General features: G+C 71.3%; 13 protein-coding genes. 4 read left to right on the forward strand and 9 right to left on the reverse strand.

Features of this window, described 5'->3' with window-relative positions; genetic code table 11:
- Positions 1-64 precede the first annotated feature (64 nt).
- Positions 65-1,954 (reverse strand): AMP-dependent synthetase/ligase, encoded by a 1,890-nt coding sequence (locus ACWGIG_RS22835; protein WP_453323492.1) that lies wholly within the window; start codon positions 1,952-1,954, stop codon positions 65-67.
- 304 nt (positions 1,955-2,258) lie between these two features.
- Positions 2,259-4,127 carry a translation elongation factor 4 gene (gene lepA / locus ACWGIG_RS22840; RefSeq protein WP_453323493.1) on the reverse strand — a complete coding sequence of 623 codons (1,869 nt, stop codon included), beginning with the start codon at positions 4,125-4,127 and terminating at the stop codon, positions 2,259-2,261.
- Positions 4,128-4,371: 244 nt separating this feature from the next.
- Here lepA and rpsT point away from each other — a divergent pair, with 244 nt between their 5' ends.
- Positions 4,372-4,638: a 30S ribosomal protein S20 gene (gene rpsT / locus ACWGIG_RS22845; protein ID WP_185026347.1), complete on the forward strand. Its 267-nt coding sequence runs from the start codon at positions 4,372-4,374 to the stop codon at positions 4,636-4,638.
- A 322-nt stretch (positions 4,639-4,960) separates the two neighbouring features.
- On the opposite strand, the gene holA is transcribed toward rpsT, so the two are convergent.
- Positions 4,961-5,956, reverse strand: a complete 996-nt coding sequence (holA, locus tag ACWGIG_RS22850; protein ID WP_453323494.1) for a DNA polymerase III subunit delta — start codon at positions 5,954-5,956, stop codon at positions 4,961-4,963.
- Positions 5,957-6,035: 79 nt separating this feature from the next.
- Here holA and ACWGIG_RS22855 point away from each other — a divergent pair, with 79 nt between their 5' ends.
- On the forward strand, positions 6,036-6,281 hold the full coding sequence (locus ACWGIG_RS22855) for a hypothetical protein (RefSeq protein WP_398416781.1): 246 nt from the start codon (positions 6,036-6,038) through the stop codon (positions 6,279-6,281).
- A 114-nt stretch (positions 6,282-6,395) separates the two neighbouring features.
- On the opposite strand, the gene ACWGIG_RS22860 is transcribed toward ACWGIG_RS22855, so the two are convergent.
- From ACWGIG_RS22860 to leuS, 6 genes are all read right to left on the reverse strand, one after another.
- Positions 6,396-7,295 (reverse strand): YceI family protein, encoded by a 900-nt coding sequence (locus tag ACWGIG_RS22860; RefSeq protein ID WP_453323495.1) that lies wholly within the window; start codon positions 7,293-7,295, stop codon positions 6,396-6,398.
- Between the two features lie 344 nt (positions 7,296-7,639).
- Complete coding sequence (locus ACWGIG_RS22865) at positions 7,640-10,459, reverse strand: ComEC/Rec2 family competence protein (protein WP_453323496.1); 2,820 nt, start codon at positions 10,457-10,459, stop codon at positions 7,640-7,642.
- The gene (locus ACWGIG_RS22870) at positions 10,456-11,139 is read right to left on the reverse strand and encodes a helix-hairpin-helix domain-containing protein (protein ID WP_453323497.1); all 684 of its coding nucleotides are present in this window, start codon (positions 11,137-11,139) and stop codon (positions 10,456-10,458) included. Before ACWGIG_RS22870 ends, ACWGIG_RS22865 begins: the two co-directional genes overlap by 4 nt.
- A gap of 750 nt (positions 11,140-11,889) precedes the next feature.
- A complete protein-coding gene (locus ACWGIG_RS22875) occupies positions 11,890-12,735 on the reverse strand; it encodes a DegV family protein (RefSeq protein WP_453323498.1) in 846 nt (281 codons plus the stop codon).
- Between the two features lie 160 nt (positions 12,736-12,895).
- Positions 12,896-13,663 (reverse strand): hypothetical protein, encoded by a 768-nt coding sequence (locus tag ACWGIG_RS22880; RefSeq protein WP_453323499.1) that lies wholly within the window; start codon positions 13,661-13,663, stop codon positions 12,896-12,898.
- A gap of 168 nt (positions 13,664-13,831) precedes the next feature.
- Positions 13,832-16,717, reverse strand: coding sequence for a leucine--tRNA ligase (gene leuS, locus ACWGIG_RS22885; RefSeq protein ID WP_453323500.1), 2,886 nt, complete (start codon positions 16,715-16,717; stop codon positions 13,832-13,834).
- 400 nt (positions 16,718-17,117) lie between these two features.
- Between leuS and ACWGIG_RS22890 the strand changes: the two genes are divergently transcribed.
- A complete protein-coding gene (locus ACWGIG_RS22890; protein WP_453323501.1) occupies positions 17,118-17,951 on the forward strand; it encodes a hypothetical protein in 834 nt (277 codons plus the stop codon).
- A complete protein-coding gene (locus tag ACWGIG_RS22895; RefSeq protein ID WP_453323502.1) occupies positions 17,948-19,537 on the forward strand; it encodes an NADH-ubiquinone oxidoreductase-F iron-sulfur binding region domain-containing protein in 1,590 nt (529 codons plus the stop codon). The genes ACWGIG_RS22890 and ACWGIG_RS22895 overlap by 4 nt, the downstream gene beginning before the upstream one ends.
- Positions 19,538-19,669 lie beyond the last annotated feature (132 nt).

Raw genomic sequence — 19,669 nt, forward strand, 5'->3', positions numbered from 1 at the left:
GGGCAGCTGACCGCGGCGCACCGCCGGTACTCCCGGGGATGTCAGGCGGTACGCCCAGGGCGTGTCAGGCTTCCCGGCTCCCTGCGTACATCTCATCGATCAGGTGCTTGTACTCCCGCTCGACGACCGGCCGCTTCAGCTTCAGGCTGGGCGTGAGCTCACCGTTCTCGACATCCAGGTCGCGGGGCAGCAGCCGGAACTTCTTGATGGTCTGCCAGCGCTGAAGCCCTTCGTTGAGCTCCTTGACGTAACCCTCTATGAGGGTCTGGGTCTCCGGCGCGGCGACCACCTCTGCGTACGTCGTCGCCCCGAGGCCCTGCTCCTTCGCCCAGCCGAGGATCGTCGGCTCGTCGAGGGAGATCAGCGCCGTGCAGAAGTTCCGGTCGGCACCGTGCACCAGGATGTTCGAGACGTACGGACAGACCGCCTTGAACTGGCCCTCGGTCTCGGCGGGCGAGATGTACTTGCCGCCGGACGTCTTGATGATGTCCTTCTTGCGGTCGGTGATCTTGAGGTAGCCGTCCGCCGACAGTTCGCCGATGTCGCCGGTGTGGAACCAGCCGTCGGGCTCCAGGACTTCGGCGGTCTTCTCCGGCAGCCCGTGGTAGCCCTGCATGATGCCGGGGCTGCGCAGCAGGATCTCGCCGTCCTCGGCGATGCGGACCTCGGTGCCGGGGAGCGGCTTGCCGACGGTGCCGGTGCGGTACGCCTCACCGGGGTTGACGAAGCTGGCGGCGCTGGACTCGGTCAGCCCGTAGCCCTCCAGGATGTGAATCCCGGCGCCGGCGAAGAAGTAGCCGATGTCGGGGGCGAGCGCGGCCGAACCCGACACGCACGCCCGCAGCCGCCCGCCGAACGCCTCGCGGATCTTCGAGAAGACCAGTGCGTCCGCGACCTTGTGCTTGGCGTTCAGCGCGAACGGCGCCGTCGCCTGCCCGGTCCGCCGGAAGTTGTCCTGCGTCACCTTCGCGTACTCGCGGCCCACGCCCGCCGCCCACTGGAAGATCTTGTACTTGGCTCCGCCGCCGGCCCGCGCCTTTGCGGCGACGCCGTTGTAAACCTTCTCGAAGATGCGCGGTACGGCAGCCATGTACGTCGGCTGCACGACCGGCAGATTCTCAATGATCTTGTCGATGCGGCCGTCGACGGCGGTGACGTGCCCGACCTCGATCTGTCCGGAGGTGAGCACCTTGCCGAAGACGTGCGCCAGCGGCAGCCACAGGTACTGGAGGTCGTCCTTGGTGATCAGCCCGGTCCCGACGGTCGCCTTCGCCATGTACGACCAGCAGTCGTGCGGCAGCCGCACGCCCTTGGGGCGGCCGGTGGTGCCGGAGGTGTAGATGAGCGTGGCGAGCTGGTCGGAGGTGATCGCCGCGACGCGCGCCCTGACCGCGTCCGGATTCTTCTCCAGGTACGCCGCTCCGCGTGCCTCCAGGTCGGCGAGCGAGAGCACCCAGCCCTCGGGGTCACCGTCGGCGGACACGGCGTCCTCGGCGTTGACGACCACGACGTGGGCGAGGTTCGGCAGTTCGGCGCGCTTCTCGCGGGCCTTGGCGAGCTGCGCGGCGTCCTCGGCGATCAGGATGCGGCTCTCGGAGTCGGAGAGGATGTACGCCGACTCCTCGGCGTTGGTCGAGGGGTAGATCGTGGTGGTGGCCGCTCCGGCGCACATCACACCGAGGTCGGCGAGGATCCACTCGACCCGGGTGCCCGAGGCGAGCGCGACCCGCTCCTCGGGCTGCACGCCGAGTTCGACGAGGCCGGCGCCGATCGCGTACACCCGCTCAGCGGCCTGCCCCCAGCTCAGCGAGCGCCATTCGTCGGGCCCCTGTCCACCGGACGGCGGCACCGGATACCGGTAGGCCTCCCCGTCCGGCGTGGCGGCCACGCGCTCAATGAAGAGGTTCGCCACGGACGGCGGCCGGTTCTCGATCAAGGTCTGTGTGTCGCTCACGACGTCCTCCGGGCCCACGGCATTGCTGCGCGACTGGCTGGTATTTAACTGGCGAGTAACAAACGAACAGTGATCAGACTAGAGCGCCCGGGCCTGGCGCGTAAGAGTCCCCGGGCCCTCCTTTTCATAACGGCCCGGCACCGGTTTCCCCGGGCGCCGACACGGTGCAGCCGGGTGGCCCGCACGGTCCGTACAACAGGACGGGCCCGCCGCACCTCAGTGCGACGGGCCCGGGGCCCTCAGCGAGCGCTTCAGGAGCACCCGGCTGTTCCTGCAACGCTCGGCCGTTCCTGGGAACGCTCGGCTACTTCTTGGCCTTGCCGCCGGACTCGTCGCTGGAGAGGACGGCGATGAAGGCTTCCTGCGGCACCTCGACGCTGCCGACCATCTTCATTCGCTTCTTGCCCTCCTTCTGCTTCTCCAGGAGCTTGCGCTTGCGGGAGATGTCGCCGCCGTAGCACTTGGCGAGGACGTCCTTGCGGATGGCGCGGATCGTCTCGCGGGAGATGACCCGGGAGCCGATGGCGGCCTGGATGGGGATCTCGAAGGCCTGCCGCGGGATGAGCTCGCGCAGCTTGGCGACGAGGCGCACTCCGTACGCGTACGCGGCGTCCTTGTGCGTGACGGCGGAGAAGGCGTCGACCCTGTCGCCGTGCAGCAGGATGTCGACCTTGACGAGGGCCGCGGACTGCTCGCCCGTGGGCTCGTAGTCGAGGGAGGCGTAACCGCGGGTCTTGGACTTCAGCTGGTCGAAGAAGTCGAAGACGATTTCCGCCAGCGGCAGCGTGTAGCGGATCTCGACGCGGTCCTCGGAGAGGTAGTCCATGCCGAGGAGCGTGCCGCGGCGGGTCTGGCAGAGCTCCATGATCGCGCCGATGAACTCGCTCGGCGCGAGGATCGTGGCCCGTACGACCGGCTCGAAGACGTCCGAGATCTTGCCCTCGGGGAATTCGCTCGGGTTGGTCACGATGTGCTCGCTGGTGTCCTCCATGACCACGCGGTAGACCACGTTGGGCGCCGTCGCGATGAGGTCGAGGCCGAACTCGCGCTCCAGCCGCTCGCGGATCACGTCGAGGTGCAGCAGGCCGAGGAAGCCGACGCGGAAGCCGAAGCCCAGTGCCGCCGAGGTCTCCGGCTCGTACACCAGCGCGGCGTCGTTGAGCTGGAGCTTGTCGAGGGCCTCGCGCAGGTCCGGGTACTCGGAGCCGTCCAGCGGGTACAGGCCCGAGAAGACCATCGGCTTCGGGTCCTTGTAACCGCCCAGAGCCTCCGTCGCCCCCTTGTTCAGGGAGGTGATGGTGTCGCCGACCTTGGACTGCCGGACGTCCTTCACACCGGTGATGATGTAGCCGACCTCGCCGACGCCGACGCCGTCGGAGGGGGTCATCTCCGGCGAGGAGACGCCGATCTCCAGCAGCTCGTGGGTGGCGCCGGTCGACATCATCTTGATGCGCTCGCGCTTGTTGAGCTGGCCGTCGACCACTCGTACGTACGTCACGACGCCGCGGTAGGAGTCGTAGACCGAGTCGAAGATCATGGCTCGGGCGGGCGCGTCCTTGACGCCGACCGGGGCCGGTACGTCGCGCACGACCCGGTCGAGCAGCGCGTCCACGCCCATGCCGGTCTTCGCGGAGACCTTCAGGACGTCCTCGGGCTGGCAGCCGATGAGGTTGGCGAGCTCCTCGGAGAACTTCTCCGGCTGGGCGGCCGGCAGGTCGATCTTGTTGAGGACGGGAACGATCGTGAGGTTGTTCTCCATCGCCAGGTAGAGGTTGGCGAGGGTCTGCGCCTCGATGCCCTGTGCCGCGTCGACCAGCAGGACCGTGCCCTCGCAGGCGGCCAGCGAGCGGGAGACCTCGTACGTGAAGTCCACGTGGCCCGGGGTGTCGATCATGTTGAGGATGTGGGTCTTGCCCTTGCCCTCGCCCTCGGTGGGCGCCCAGGGCAGCCGTACCGCCTGGGACTTGATCGTGATGCCGCGCTCGCGCTCGATGTCCATGCGGTCGAGGTACTGGGCACGCATCTGCCGCACATCGACCACGCCGGTCAGCTGGAGCATCCGGTCGGCAAGCGTCGACTTGCCGTGGTCGATGTGCGCGATGATGCAGAAGTTGCGGAGCAGTGCCGGGTCGGTACGGCTCGGCTCGGGCACGTGGAGAGGAGTCGCGGGCACGCAGGGTCCTGATTCTTGAGAAGACGTACACGGTGGGCGCCGCGGCTGTGTGTCGGGCGCGCGCGTGCGTCGTTCTCGTCTCGGTCCGGAAGTTGTGAAGTCTTCCCATGGTCCCACGACCGGGGGCCTGCGGCCGGTTTGGGCCGGTCGGGCGGCGGCTGGTAGCCTGGGCAGCTGTGTCTCGTGACCTTCGCGGGTGGCGGGACGCACATCGAGATCCAACCGAACCTGTAAAGGCTCTTTCGTGGCGAACATCAAGTCCCAGATCAAGCGGAACAAGACCAACGAGAAGGCGCGCCTGCGCAACAAGGCCGTCAAGTCCTCGGTCAAGACCGCCGTGCGCAAGGCCCGCGAGGCCGTCGTCGCCGGTGACGTCGAGAAGGCCACGCTGGCCGTTCGCGACGCCTCCCGCGCGCTCGACAAGGCCGCCAGCAAGGGTGTCATCCACAAGAACGCCGCCGCCAACAAGAAGTCGGCGCTGGCTGCCAAGGTCGCCACCCTGCAGGCCTGAGCATCGTCTCTGAGGTACCTGTAGTGAATCGTCGGCGCCAGGATTCAGCGGACCCTCTCTACCGCTCCTGACCCGACACCCCCGCCGCGCACCGAACGCGTTCGCCACGCGGGCGCGGTGGAACCCAGCTTGAACCGGAACCCCGGTCTCCGTCCTCCCCAGGACGGTGGCCGGGGTTCCGGCGTTTCCCCGACGAGGCCCGGGCGGGTCGCGCACCGCCGCAGTGCGCCGTCGGCCCGCACCGGGAGGGGCCCAGGGCCTGGGCCTGTCCCGGCGGATCCTGCTGGGCCTGTCCCGGCGGATCCTGCCGCGGTCGCGTGCCCTAGCGGGACGATCGGGCCCGAGCGGCGCGGGCCACCGCGACGACCGCCTTCTCCAGGGCGTACTCCGGGTCGTCCCCGCCGCCCTTGACTCCCGCGTCGGCGTCGGCGACCGCGCGCAGCGCGAGAGCGACGCCGTCCGCCGACCAGCCGCGCATCTGCTGGCGGACCCGGTCGATCTTCCACGGCGGCATGCCGAGGTCCCGGGCCAGGTCGCCGGGGCGGGCACCGCGCGGGGCGGAAGCGAGCTTGCCGATGGCGCGTACGGCCTGGGCAAGCGCGCTGGTGATCAGTACGGGAGCGACACCGGTCGACAGCGACCAGCGCAACGCTTCGAGCGCTTCTGCCGCCCGGCCCTCGACCGCGCGGTCGGCGACGGTGAAGCTGGAGGCTTCGGCCCGGCCCGTGTAGTACCGGCCGACGACCGCCTCGTCGATGGTGCCCTCGACGTCCGCGACGAGCTGCGAGACGGCGCTGGCCAGCTCGCGCAGGTCACTGCCGATGGAGTCGACGAGCGCCTGGCCCGCCTCGGGGGTGGCGGACCTGCCCAGGGCGCGGAACTCGGATCGTACGAACGACAGCCGCTCGGCGGGCTTGGTGGTCTTGGGGCAGGCGACCTCGCGGGCACCGGCCTTGCGGGCCGCGTCGAGGAGGCCCTTGCCCTTGGCGCCGCCCGCGTGCAGCAGGACGAGGGTGATCTCCTCTGCGGGGGCGCCGAGGTACGCCTTGACGTCCTTGACCGTGTCGGCGGAGAGGTCCTGTGCGTTGCGCACGACGACGACCTTGCGCTCGGAGAAGAGCGACGGGCTGGTCAGCTCGGCGAGCGTGCCGGGCTCCAGCTTGTCGGGCGTGAGGTCGCGCACGTCGGTCTCCGCGTCGGCGGCGCGGGCCGCCGCCACTACCTGCCGCACGGCGCGGTCGAGCAGCAGGTCCTCCTGCCCCACGGCGAGGGTGACGGGGGCGAGCGGATCGTCGGTCGAATTCTTCCTGGTGGCCATCGCGGTCAAGCATCCCACGGGCCACTGACAGCGCCCGCCCCGCCGAGTTCGTACCGCACGGGTGCCGGACAATGTGCACGTGAGCGATGTACGACATGTATTGGTACTGCCGGACCGGGATGCCGCCGAGGAGGTGGCCCAGGAGCTGCCCGACCGGTTCGGGACGGTGGAGGAGCCCCAGCTCGTACGGGACGCCCTGGCGGGCGAGGACGACGCCGAGGACGCCCAGTGGCTGGTGGTGGTCGAGGACCCCGAGGGGCGCCTGGACTCCGCGGCACTGGATGCGCTGGCCGCGGAGTACGAGGGGTGGCTGGAGGCTCCGTAGGAATGACTGGAGGCTCCGTGGGGACGGCTGGAGGCTCCGCGGGGACGGCTGGGGACCCTTGGGAGAGGCACGCCGGGATCGGGGTTAGGTGCCCGGGGCTCCTAAAGGGCCTGCTCAGGAGGCCGGGGCACCCGATCCCTTGGGGATGATCTGGATGTCCAGCTCGACGGCGATGGACGAGCCGATGGCGGCGATGCCGTGCCCGAGCATCGTCTGCCAGGTGAGGGTGAAGTCCTCGCGGTGCAGTTCGGCGATGGAGTGGACGGCCGCGCGGGTCTCGCCCTGGATGCCGTTGCCCATGCCGAGGTACTGGCTGTCCAGCGTGACGGTGCGGCTCACGCCGTGCAGGGTGAGGGCGCCGGAGACGGCCCAGCGGCTGCCGCCGCGGTGCACGAAGCGGTCGCTGTAGAACTCCATCGTCGGGTAGTTCGCGACGTCGAAGAAGTCCTTGCCCCGCAGGTGGTCGTCGCGCATCTTGACGTTGGTGTCGATGGACGCGGCGTCGATGATGACGTGCATGGCGGAGTTCTCCATGCGCTCGCCGATGCGGACCGCGCCCGCGAAGCTGTTGAATCGGCCACGGATGCGGGCGAGGCCGATGTGCCGCGCGGAGAAGCTGATCTGGGAGTGCATGAGGTCGATCTCCCAGTCGCCGGGCTCCGGGAGCTGTGGCGGGGAGGCGATCTGGAGGGTCACGTTGCCGAGGCCGGAGTGGCCGCGCTCGGTGACGGTGGCGCTGCCGCGGTACGGCGTGAAGCCCTCGGCGGTGACGGCCAGCCGGTAGTCACCGGCTGGCACGGCGGCGACGAGGGAGCCGTACGGGTCGGTCTCGCCCCCGACGATCTTGCGTCCGGCGCTGTCGGTGACGACGAACTCGGCCTGCCGGACGGGCTCGTTGACCGGGTCGAGGACCCGGCAGCTGAGTACGCCGGCGGAGGCCGGGACGGAGAGTCCGGCGAGCGGGTTGGCGTGGCTTCCGGAGGTCGAACGTCGGCCGAGCCAGCGGGAGATCATGATCTGCGCACCCCCGTGCGATTCGTTGCTGCAGGGGCGCGACGCACACGACGAACCGTCGGGATGGCGACCCTTTGACGAAAAAGCATTCGATCACTCATGGGGTGTTCGAGGCAAACGCGGGGCTCGGTGGGGAGATGGACCTGCCTGTCCCCAGAGGTCTGAATTGAGCATTCCGCACACCTGTATCTGCTGGTCATCGACTCATTACCGGTAGTAATCCAACTCTTGGCGCGGGTTGCGGAGACCGCGTGGAAACCGTTTGCGACGGCTTGCGACGGCTGCGCACGGGGTTGCGGCCCCGCCGACCCGGCGGGTCGCGCAGGTGCGGCACGCGGCTGGAATCAGCTCCCCCTTGGCACCGCCCCCAGCCCGGCCCCCGAGCCGGTCACCGCGATCGGCCCGTCCCTGTCCGTACGCAGCACCACCGCACCGCCGGACGTGAGCGCCGCCAGGGCTGCGGGTGCCGGATGTCCGTACGGGTTGTCACGGCCCACCGGGACGAGGGCCAGCCGGGGTGCGGCCCTGCGGAGCAGCCCCGGGTCCTGACGGGCCGACCCGTGGTGGGCGACCTTGAGGACATCCACCGGCGGGAGCTCGGGCCTGGCTCTCAGCAGGGCCTGCTGGGCAGGCGGTTCGAGATCGCCGGGCAGCAGCAGGGTCAGGCCCCCGCCCCCGCTCCGGCCCCCGGCCGGGCCTCCGCCCGCGCCCCCTTCCAGGTCTCCGCCCACGTCCCCGTCCGGGCCACCTCCCGTGTTCTTGTCCGGGCCACCTCCCGCGTCCCCTTCCAGGTCTCGGTCCGGACTCCCGTGCCGTACGAGCAGGGTGATGCTCGCGTCGTTCGGCTCGCGGGGCACCGGGTGCGGGGACGGCGGCGGCCACAGCACCTCCCAGTCGAGCGGGCCGATCCGGCGCCGCTCCCCCGGCCTGACGGTGATCACCGGCACCCCGGCCCCGGCTGCCGTCCGGTGGACGAACGCGGCCTGGTCCCGCGGTTCCTGGAGCGTCGTCGTCTGGACCGCACCGACCGCCCGGCCGCGCAGCACCCCGGGCAGCCCGGCCACGTGGTCGGCATGGAAGTGACTGAGCACGACCAGCGGTACGCGAGTGATGCCGAGGTCGCGCAGACAGCGGTCGACCAGTACGGGGTCGGGGCCCGCGTCGACGACCACGGCCGTCCCTTCCTCCCCTGCCGCGAGCACCGTCGCGTCTCCCTGGCCGACGTCGCACATGACGAACTTCCAGTCCGGCGGCGGCCATCCGGTGAGGACTCCGGTGAGCGGCGGCGGTCGCACCACCGCGAGCAGCAGGAGCAGTGCGCAGCCGGCACTCAGCCAGGGGTGGCGCGGGGCCCGGCGCACGGCGAGCACCACGGCGACGGTCAGGGCGGCGAGCAGCAGCCCGCCCTGCCAGCCGCCCGGCCAGCCGATCTCCGCGCCCGGCAGTGCGGCCCCGGCCCTGGCGACCCCCGCGATCCACCCGGCGGGCCAGCCCGCGACCCCGGCGAGCAGTTCGGCCACCGGCATCGCCACGGGAGCCGCCGCGAGGGCGGCGAAGCCGAGCACGGTGGCCGGGGCGATCGCCAGCTCCGCGAAGAGGTTGCAGGGGATCGCCACGAGGCTGACCCGGGCGGCCATCACCGCGACCACCGGCGCACACACCGCCTGCGCCGCGCACGCCGCCGCGAGCACCTCGGCGAGCCTGGGCGGCACCCCGCGTCGTTGCATCCCGGCACTCCAGACCGGGCCGATCGTGAGCAGCGCGCCGGTGGCCAGCACCGACAGCAGAAATCCGTAACTCCGGGCCAGCCACGGGTCGTACAGCACCAGGAGCAGGACGGCGGCGGCCAGCGCCGGGATCAGTGACCTGCGCCGGCCGGTGCCGATGGCGAGGAGGGTGATCAGGCCGCAGGCGGCAGCCCGCAGCACGCTGGGCTCCGGACGGCACACGATCACGAAGGCAAGAGTGAGTGCCCCGCCGAACAGCGCGGTGGTGCGCAGCGAGATGCCGAGCCTGGGCGCGAGCCCCCGACGCTCCGCGCGCAGGGCCAGGGCGGGTGGCCCGATCAGCAGCGCCAGGACGATGGTGAGGTTGCTGCCGGAGACGGCGGTCAAATGCACCAGGTCGGTTGCCGCGAAGGCGTCGTGCAGGTCCGGTTCCATACGGGAGGTGTCGCCGACGACCAGCCCGGGCAGCAGCGCCCGGGAGTCCGGCGGCAGCCCTTCGGTGGCTTCCCGCAGCCCGGCCCTGAGCCCACCGGCCGCGCGCTGCACGGCAGTCGGCGGTCCTGCGATCTCCGGGGGCCCGCTGCCCGGAACGCGCAGCACGGCGGCGATCCGGTCGCCGTCCGGCAGCGGCGGCGCCAGCCGTGCCCCGGTCACCCGCAGCCGGGTGGAGGGCAGCAGCCGCAACCACTGGGCGGTGGGGCCACGCACCGGGGCGAGGACGAGGACCGGTGTGCGTACGGCAGTGACCGTACCGTCGACGGCGGTGACCCGGGTGACCTCGGCGTCCAGTACGACGGAACGAGGCGCCGTCCGGGCGCCCCGCACCCTGGGCCGGGTCTGCCGCGGGTCGCCGGTGACCGTCAGCTCGGCCCCCACCGTGGCGTACCGGTGCGCCAGTTCGGGCACCGGGCCCCGGTGGAGGTCGGCCGAGTGCAGTGCGGCCGAGGCAGCCGCTGCGGCGGCGCAGAGGAGCGCGGTGGCGACGGCGGTGAGCCGCAGGGAACGCCCGCCATCCGGCCCGCCGGTCCGGCCCCCGCTCCGGCCTCCAGTCCGGCCGTCGGTCCGGCTACCGCTCCATCCGCTGGTCCGGCTACCGATCCACCTGTCGGTCCGGCCTCCGCCCTGCCCACCGGTACCCGCGCCGCTCCGGTCACCGCCGCTGCGCCCTGCTGTCCCCCACGACGCCAGGAGAACCGCTGCCAGGGCTCCTGCCAAGGTGACGGCGAGGAGTGCGACCGCCGGCGCCGCGGGTCCGCCCACCGTCAGTGCGGCGGCGGCCCAGGCCGCCAGCGCCGGAGGCAGCAGCCTGAGATCGGCCGGGCCCTCCTGCCGCGGGTGGGAGTCCCCGAGCCGGTGGCCGGATGCGGCGTGCACCCCGGGTCGCACGACCGCTGCGGGAAGGTCGGAGCCGGTGGCGGGGCCGGTGGGGCGGTTCACGGGCGTACGAGGTTCTGGAGGTCCGTGAAACGTCGGTCACCGATCCCGTTGACCTCGCGGAGCTCCTCCACGGAGCGGAAACCGCCGTGCTGCGTGCGGTAGTCGACGATGTGCCGGGCGAGGACGGGGCCGACGCCGGGCAGGGTGTCGAGCTGTTCCACGGTCGCCGAGTTGAGGCTGAGGGGCCCGGTCGACGGGACCCCGCCCGCACCGGCACCCGAGCCCGTCCCCGGGCCGCTGCCCGCGTCCGGCGGAGGCGGTGCGGGCCCTCCGACCACCACCTGTTCGCCGTCGGTCAGTACCCGGGCCCTGTTGAGTCCGCCGGTGTCCACACCGGTCTTGACGCCGCCGGCCACTCTCAGGGCGTCGGCGACCCTCGATCCGGCGGGCAGCCGGTGCACACCCGGCTGCCGTACCTTGCCGCTCACGTCGACGACGACCACCGCACCGCCGGGCGCTTGCGGAGCCTGTGCCGGCCCCGGGACGGCCGCAGGGGCCGGCACAGGGCCGGGCGGCGGCTGTGCCCGAGGTGCCGTCGGCGGGGGTACCGCGGGGCCCGCCGCTCCCACCGTTTCCGGGGCGCGTACGGTCTCGGGGCGCCCGGTCCAGAAGTGCTGGAAGGCGAAGCCCGCGGACACGGCCAGGACGGCGGCGAGCGCTCCCAGCGTTCTGGGCTCCATCCCGCACCGCGTCTGGACCCACACCGGCATGCGCTCCCGCACCGCGGCCCACCCCCGCCGCAGCCCTCCCACACCCCGCCGCACGGCGGCCGGTGAAGCCCCGGAAACTTCCGGAACAGCCACACGCGTCCGTACTTGAGCTACTGGGGAGGGAACCGGAACGCGGGCCTGTGCGACCCGGACACGGGCCTGCGCGGCCGGAGCACGGAAGACCGGGACCGATGAAGGGGTCGCGGAGCGCGGGGAAACCACGGGGGCGGAAGCAGCAGGGGCAGAGGTCGCGGAAGAAGGGGTCGAGGGCGCCAGCACCCGAGACAGGGCACTGGGCAAGGCACTGGGCAAGGCACCGGGGAGGGCGAAGAGCGCGTCCGCACGGCGCCTGGACACGGCTGCCGCAGCGGTGGCAGCCGCCCCGCGTCTGCCGCGCCGGGCGCCCGGCGCAGTGTGGAACCTCGTACGGGAGAGCCTTGTGCGCTCCGGCCTCGTACGGGCGAGGGAGTGGGAGGTACGACCGGGCGTGCGGCCCGGTCCTGTCGTTTCGTTTCGTGATCGCAGAGCCATGCACCTGACGGTAGGCACATCACCCAGAACCTGCTGATCATGGTCAATTCTCGTGGAAAAGACACCAGTTGTGGATAACTCGGCCACCCTCCCAGGAGAAACGAGTGGCAGAAGTGGCATGGGTGGCACAGGTGGCGCAGGCGAAGCGAGTGGCGCAGGGGAATCGGGTATACGGGTGATACGGATCCCTCAGCGTGCTGAGATCACGGCCCCCAGCAGCCCGGGCCCCGTGTGTGCCCCGATCACCGCCCCGACCTCGCTGACGTGCAGATCCGCCAGCCCCGGCACCCGTTCCCTGAGCCGCTGCGCGAGTGTCTCGGCACGGTCGGGTGCGGCCAGGTGGTGGACCGCGATGTCCACGCGGCGCTCGCCGGCCCGCTCCACCGCGAGCTCCTCCAGCCGGGCGATCGCCCGGGACGCCGTACGTACCTTCTCCAGCATCTCGATCCGCCCGTCGGCGAGTTCGAGGAGCGGTTTGACCGCGAGCGCCGAGCCCAGCAGTGCCTGCGCGGCACCGATCCGGCCTCCGCGCCGCAGATAGTCCAGGGTGTCGACGTAGAAGTACGCGGCGGTGCCTTCGGCGCGTTTCTCCGCCGCGGCCACCGCCTCGTCGACCGTGCCGCCCGCCTCGGCGACCTCGGCCGCGGAGAGGGCACAGAAGCCGAGCGCCATGGCGATCATCCCGGTGTCCACCACCCGTACCGGCACGGGCGCCTCGCGTGCCGCGAGCACGGCCGCGTCGTACGTGCCGGAAAGCTCGGCCGGCAGGTGCAGCGAGACGATTCCGGTGGCGCCTGCCTCCGCCGCCGCACGGTACGTCGCGGCGAACATCTCGGGGCTCGGCCGGGACGTGGTCACCGACCGGCGCTTCTGCAGGGCCTGGGCAAGCGAACGAGCGGAGATCTCCGTGCCCTCTTCGAGCGCCTGGTCGCCGAGGACGACGGTCAGCGGCACCGCGGTGATGCCGTGCCGCTCCATCGTCCGGTGTGGCAGGTAGGCCGTTGAATCGGTGACGATCGCGACATGGCGGGACATGAGCGGGAGGTTACCCGCAGGCGAAGCCCTGCGGCAGTCCGGCCCCACTCAACGGGGTCACCGGCAGGCGGCGACCCCGTGGGCCGCACAGTGCAGGCGGAGCGCGGACGAAGCACAGACGGAGCGCGCAGGCTGCAAGGGATCCGAGCGCCCGCAGGGATCAGGTGGTGCTCTCGGGCCGGGCTTCCTTCTGCCACGAGTAGGTGGTCTGCCGGCTGTGGTCGCGGCCGGTGATCGCCTGCGGCCCGGAGGACTTCTCGCCCTCTGCGAAGTCCCCTGCTGCGGATTCGCCCTGCCCGGTCCTGCTCTCGCCGGGCTCCGGCCAGGTCTGCGAAGGTCCGGCAGCGGCCGTCCCGTCCTGCCGGGCGGGGTCGGGGTCCACGGCCGCCCAGTGGCGCAGTGCCCCGGACTCCATCCGGATCTGCTCGCTCAGCGAGGCCAGGTCGTCGTCCGCGAACTTCCGTGCCCGGTCCCGGGCCGCCCAGCGCAGCGAGTCCGCCGACTGCACGACCTCCTCCGTACGCTCACGGAGCTCCGGGATCCGCTCGGCGGCCTGCGCCTTGTCCGGATCGCGCTCCAGCCGGCGCAGCTCGTCGTCCAGCTGGTGGCCGTACTCGCTGAGCCGCTCGAACAGGGCGATCGACTCCGACAGTGAGGCGTCGGACGCCACGCCCGTGGTCAGTGCCTCCTGAGTGGCCCTCATGGAAGTGCGCAGCGACAGCCGCAGCTGTGCCAGCTCGCCGCCCATGCCTACCTGTCCGTAGCTCTTCGCCCGTAGCGTGGTGTCCTCGACGGTGCGCCTGGCCTGCGTGATCGTACGGTCCACGCCGCGCTTGGCGGCTCCTACCGCCTTCACGGTGACGAACACCCCCAATCCGACGAAGGCAAAGAAGAGCAGCGCCATGATCAGGATGACGACAGCTTCCATGACGCCCCTCCGCGGTAGGAATGATGGGATGTTCCGCTGACTGAACTGTTGACTGCTCCCACCGTAAACGGAGCGGGCAGGCCAGAGGTTCCATCGGAACCCCCAACCTGCCCGTAGGGGAAAGCCCTCAGCCAGTGCGTACAGCCGCCCCGATCGTGCGGTTCAGGACTACGCCGGAACGATATTGACCAGTTTCGGCGCCCGTACGATCACCTTGCGGATGCCCGCGCCGCCCAGCGCCGCAACGACGGCGGGGTCCGCCAGCGCCAGCTTCTCCAGCTCGTCGTCACCGATCGACGGGGAGATCTCCAGGCGCGCCTTGACCTTGCCCTTGATCTGAACGACGCAGGTCACGGTCTCGTCCACGACGTACGCCGGGTCCGCGACCGGGAAGTCCTGGTGAACGACCGACTCGGTGTGCCCCAGCTTGCGCCACAGCTCCTCGGCGATGTGCGGGGCCAACGGAGCGGCCAGCAGCACCAGTCGCTCGGCAACCGACCGCGACACGGGGCCACCCGTCTTCGTCAGGTGGTTGTTCAGCTCGGTGATCTTCGCGATGGCCGTGTTGAAGCGCATTCCGGCCATGTCCTGGCCGACGCCGTCGATCGCCTTGTGCAGGGCACGCAGTGTGTCCTCGTCCGGCTCGGTGTCGACGACGTTGACGTCGCCCGTCGTCTCGTCGACGACGTTGCGCCACAGCCGCTGCAACAGCCGGTACTGGCCGACGACCGCACGGGTGTCCCAAGGGCGCGACACGTCCAGCGGCCCCATCGCCATCTCATAGAGGCGCAGGGTGTCCGCACCGTACTCGGCGGAGATCTCGTCGGGCGTGACGGCGTTCTTCAGGGACTTGCCCATCTTGCCCAGGACCCGGCTGACCTTCTCGCCCTGGTAGTAGAAACCGCCGTCGCGTTCCTCGACCTCGGCAGCCGGGACGGCGATGCCGCGTGCGTCCCGGTAGACGAAGGCCTGGATCATGCCCTGGTTGTACAGCTTGTGGAACGGCTCGGACGACGAGACGTGACCCAGGTCGAACAGCACCTTCGACCAGAACCGGGCGTACAGCAGGTGCAGCACCGCGTGCTCCGCGCCGCCGACGTACAGGTCGACGCCGCCGTGCGGCATGCCCTCGCGCGGGCCCATCCAGTACTGCTCGACGGCCGGGTCGACCAGCTTCTCGCTGTTGTGCGGGTCCAGGTAGCGCAGCTCGTACCAGCAGGAACCGGCCCAGTTGGGCATGGTGTTGGTCTCGCGGCGGTACTTCTTGGGACCGTCGCCCAGGTCCAGGGTGACGTTGACCCAGTCCTGGTTCCGCGACAGCGGCGTCTCGGGCTGCGCGTCGGCGTCCTCGGGGTCGAAGGTGCGCGGCGAGTAGTCCTCGACCTCGGGCAGCTCCAGCGGCAGCATCGACTCGGGCAGCGAGTGGGCGATGCCGTCCTCGTCGTAGACGATCGGGAAGGGCTCGCCCCAGTAGCGCTGACGGCTGAACAGCCAGTCGCGCAGCCGGTAGTTGATCGTGCCCTCGCCGCAGCCGTTCTCAGCCAGCCACTCGGTCATGCGGACCTTCGCGTCGACGACGCCCAGCCCGTTCAGCGAGACGGTGTCCGCCGCGGCGGAGTTGACGATCTTCCCGTCGTACGAGGCGAACGCGTCGTCCCACTCGGCCGGATCCCCGCCGCGGCCGTCCGTCGGCTCGACGACGCAGCGCATCGGCAGCTCGAAGGCGCGCGCAAAAGCGAAGTCGCGGGTGTCGTGCGCGGGAACCGCCATGATCGCGCCGGTTCCGTAACCCATCAGCACGTAGTCGGCGATGAAAACGGGGACGCGCTCCCCACTTACCGGGTTGGTCGCGTACGCACCCGTGAAGACACCGGACTTCTCCTTGGCGTCGGCCTGCCGCTCCACGTCGGACTTGGCGGCGGCCTGCTTGCGGTACGCGGCGACGGCCTCGGCCGGAGTGGCGTGCCCACCGGTCCACACGTCGTGCGTGCCCTCGGGCCAGGCGGCCGGGACGATGTCCGCGACCAGTTCGTGCTCAGGCGCCAGCACCATGTACGTCGCGCCGAACAGGGTGTCCTGCCGGGTGGTGAAGACAGTGATCTTCTTGCCGTCGACGCCCTCGACCGCGAAGTCCACGCGGGCGCCCTCGCTGCGACCGATCCAGTTGCGCTGCTGCAGCTTGATCGCCTCCGGCCAGTCCAGGCCGTCCAGGTCGTCGATCAGGCGGTCGGAGTAGGCGGTGATGCGCATGTTCCACTGACGCAGCTTGGCCTTGAAGACGGGGAAGTTGCCCCGCTCCGAACGCCCGTCGGCCGTCACTTCCTCGTTGGCCAGTACGGTGCCCAGCCCCGGCGCCCAGTTCACGGGCGCGTCGGAGGCGTACGCCAGCCGGTACTCGCTCAGTACGTCGGCGCGGTCGGCGGCGTCCAGGGCGGCCCAGGAACGGCCGTCGGGCAGTACGCGCTCACCGCTCTCGAACTGGGCGACCAGTTCCGCGATCGGGCGGGCCTTCTGCGCGTCCGCGTCGTACCAGGAGTTGAAGATCTGGACGAAGATCCACTGCGTCCACTTGTAGTACTCGGCGTCGATCGTCGCGAACGAGCGGCGCTTGTCGTGGCCCAGGCCCAGCCGGCGCAGCTGGTCCTTCATGTTGGCCATGTTGGCCTCGGTGGAGGTCCGCGGGTGCGTGCCGGTCTGCACGGCGTACTGCTCCGCGGGCAGTCCGAAGGCGTCGAAGCCCAGCGTGTGCAGCACGTTGTGGCCGGTCATGCGCTGGTGGCGGGCGTATACGTCGGTGGCGATGTAGCCCAGCGGGTGGCCGACGTGCAGGCCCGCACCGGAGGGGTACGGGAACATGTCCATGATGAACTTCTTGGGCTTCGCGGCCAGCTCCGCGTCACCCGACAGGTCTCCGTCGCCGGGGTTCGGCGCCTCGTAGGTGCCCTCGGCGTCCCAGAAGTCCTGCCAGCGTGCCTCGATGTCGGCGGCCATGGCAGCCGTGTAGCGGTGCGCGGCTGCCGTCTCGGCAGCGGCAGCGGAATTCGTCTCGCTCATGATTTTCGAAGCTCCATCGATTTCGTCTCTGCCTACGGATCTCTGCCTGCGGAAATGAAAAATCCCCTCGCACAGGAGGGGACGCCGCGCCGATGCCGACCAGGTTCTTCACCGGTCGGGACTGATCAGCGCGGCTCACTAAGCAGAAGGCGTACGGCACGCATGGCGTCAGGGTACCGCAGGGGTTGCGGGGACCGCATCGAGCTCTGACCTCCGGCGGAGCCCGCGGGGCGAAGGACGCGGGGCGATGGACGAGGGGCGGGGCCGAAGGACGCGGGGCGGACCGTACCCGTCCGCACACCCCGCGCACGGCAGAACCACCAAACCCCCGCCCTCCCCGCACCGCCCCGCCTAGCCTCCCGCGACGGGGCCACCTTCCCGAATCCCCGGAGTCTTTCCCATGAACCCTCTGCCTCCTCCTCCACCGCCTCGCCCGAGCCTGCGCCACAAAGCAGCCGTCGCCCCTCGGCGCCCTCTGCCACGCGCCCTGCCGGCTGCTGCGCTGCTCCTGCTGCCGCTGCTCGCCCTTCTCGGCGGTGACGGTCTCCGGGCGGCCCTCGACTTCACCACCGGTGTCCTGACCCTCGTCTCTCTCACCGCATCCGTCGCCTGGGGACTTCTCGCGACCGACCGGCTGCTGCTGAGGCCACGGCACCGGCTGGTCGCGCAGGGGGTCCACCGGGCCACCGCGGTCGCCTCCCTCGGTCTGCTCCTGCTGCACGTCACGGTCAAGGCGGCCCTCGGGCACGTGTCGCTGCTCGCGGCCCTGCTGCCGTTCGCGGGCGGGCTCTCGGGGACGTCCGTGCTTGTCGGGTTCGGCTCGCTGGCCGGACTCCTGATGATCGTGGCTGCCACGACGGGCGCCCTGCGGAGCGTCTTCGCGACGCCGGGCCGGATACCGGGCCGCTGGCGTGCGCTCCACATGCTGGCCTACCCCGCCTGGTGCTCGGCCCTCCTGCACGGCCTGTTCACCGGCCGCCCGGCCGCCGGCTGGGTGGTCACGATGTACGCCCTGTGCCTGGCCGCGGTGGCGGCGGCACTTTCCCTGCGTCTGCTCCCGCCCCGCCTCAAGAGGAACATCGTCGACGGCACCCTGCTCCCGACGGCCGGTTCCCCGCCCGTACCGCGGCAGCGTCGGCCGATCGATGCCCCGTCGTACGAGTCCCTGCCCGCCCCTCTTCCCGGCTCCCCCGCGCCCCGGCACGCGCACACCCCCACCGGAGAACGCCGTTGAACGCCCGCAACGTCCCCCTGCCTGACGTCCCCCACGTGATCACCGTCGGCCTCCCCCACCTCACCAGCGGCTTCGACCTCGCCGGCCGCCTCGACCTCGGCACCCACCTGAAGGTTCACGGCCCCCTGCCCCCTGTCACCGGCGAACACCTGGCCACGCTCGCGGAGGAGGTCTCCCTGCTCGGGAAGGGCGGCGCCGGCTTCCCTTTCGCCCGCAAGTTACGGGCAGTGGCCAAAGCCGCCGTCCGCCGCGGTACCCCTCCCGCAATCGTCGTCAACGCGAGCGAGGGCGAGCCCGCGTGCCGCAAGGACACCGTGCTGATCAACCGCGCCCCGCACCTCGTCCTGGACGGCGCCCTGCTCGCCGCCGAAGCCCTCGGCGCACGCACCCTCGTCGTCGCCGTCACCCGTGACTCCACCGAAGCGTCCGTCACGGATGCGTTCGCCGAACGCGGCCTGACCGATCGGCGCGTCCGTAACCGCGGCATCCGCGCCCGGATCGTCCGTACCCCCGAGCGCATGGTCTCCGGCGAGGCCTCCGCCGTGATCCGTGCGGCGAACGGTGGCCCCGCCCTGCCCCCCGGCCGCCGCGAGCGCGCTGCCGAGTCCGGTGTCGCAGGCGCCCCCACGCTGCTCTGCAACGCCGAGACGTACGCCCAACTCGCCGTCGCCGCACGCCTGGGCCCACGCCGCTACGCCCGCACCGGCGTCCCGGACGAGCCCGGCACCGTCCTGCTGACCCTCTCCGGCGCCGTCGCCCGCCCGCTCGTCCTTGAGGTGCCCTCCGGCGTCCCGCTCGGACACGTCCTCCAGTTGGCCGGCGCCCCGCCGCTCCCCCAGGGTGTGCTGACCGGCGGCTACCACGGCAATTGGATCGACGCGTACGCCGCGCACGACGCCGCCGTCTCCCGAGCGTCACTGGCGTCCTTCGGCGGCACGCTCGGCGCGGGCGCACTGCTCCCGATCGGCCCGGAGACCTGTCCGCTGGGCGAGTCGCTGCGCATCGCGAACTGGCTGGCCGCCGAGAGCGCCGGTCAGTGCGGCCCCTGCAAGCTGGGGCTGCCCGCCGCCGCGGGCGGCCTGTCCGACGTACTGAACGGCGGCGGCCAGGCAGCCCTGGAGGCCCTCCGCGAAGTGGCGCAGGCGGCAAGGGGCAGGGGCGCCTGCCAGCACCCCGACGGCTCGGTCCGCTTCCTGCTGTCCGCCCTGAACGCCTTTACGGACGACCTGGCAGCCCACGTCCTGGGCGGCGGCTGCGGACGCCCCACGGCGGGCGTGCTGCCCCTCCCCGGGCCCGTCCAGCAGGGCCCCGCCCGCTACGAACGCGGCGCCGGTGGCGAGAAGCTCGCCGTGGACTGGACCCTGTGCCAGGGCCACGGTCTGTGTGCGGACGTCGTCCCCGAGCTGATCCGGCTCGGCCACGACGGCTACCCGGCGCTCGCGGACACCTCCGTGCCCTTCCATCTGAAGCCCCGTGCCCAGCGCGCGGTACGCCGCTGCCCCGCCCTCGCCCTGCGTATCGAGCAGCCCCCGGGCACACCCACCGGCCCGGTTGCGGGCAAGGCCCTTGACCGGCGCCGCAGTTGAGGAAGCGCCATCATTGATGGGTACGCGGCAGCACAAAGAAGCGGACCATCCTATCGGATGGTCCGCTTCTTGTTTTCTGTGGAGCTAAGGAGAATTGAACTCCTGACCTCCTGCATGCCATGCAGGCGCTCT

It is taken from the genome of Streptomyces sp. NPDC054863, from assembly GCF_053610825.1.

Coding starts and splice junctions, on each gene's coding strand:
- ACWGIG_RS22880 (WP_453323499.1), bottom strand. CDS start 13,663: ATGGAAGCTGTCGTCATCCTGATCATGGCGCTGCTCTTCTTTGCCTTC.
- leuS (WP_453323500.1), bottom strand. CDS start 16,717: ATGAGCGAGACGAATTCCGCTGCCGCTGCCGAGACGGCAGCCGCGCAC.
- ACWGIG_RS22860 (WP_453323495.1), bottom strand. CDS start 7,295: ATGATCTCCCGCTGGCTCGGCCGACGTTCGACCTCCGGAAGCCACGCC.
- ACWGIG_RS22890 (WP_453323501.1), top strand. CDS start 17,118: ATGAACCCTCTGCCTCCTCCTCCACCGCCTCGCCCGAGCCTGCGCCAC.
- ACWGIG_RS22870 (WP_453323497.1), bottom strand. CDS start 11,139: ATGGAGCCCAGAACGCTGGGAGCGCTCGCCGCCGTCCTGGCCGTGTCC.
- ACWGIG_RS22875 (WP_453323498.1), bottom strand. CDS start 12,735: ATGTCCCGCCATGTCGCGATCGTCACCGATTCAACGGCCTACCTGCCA.
- holA (WP_453323494.1), bottom strand. CDS start 5,956: ATGGCCACCAGGAAGAATTCGACCGACGATCCGCTCGCCCCCGTCACC.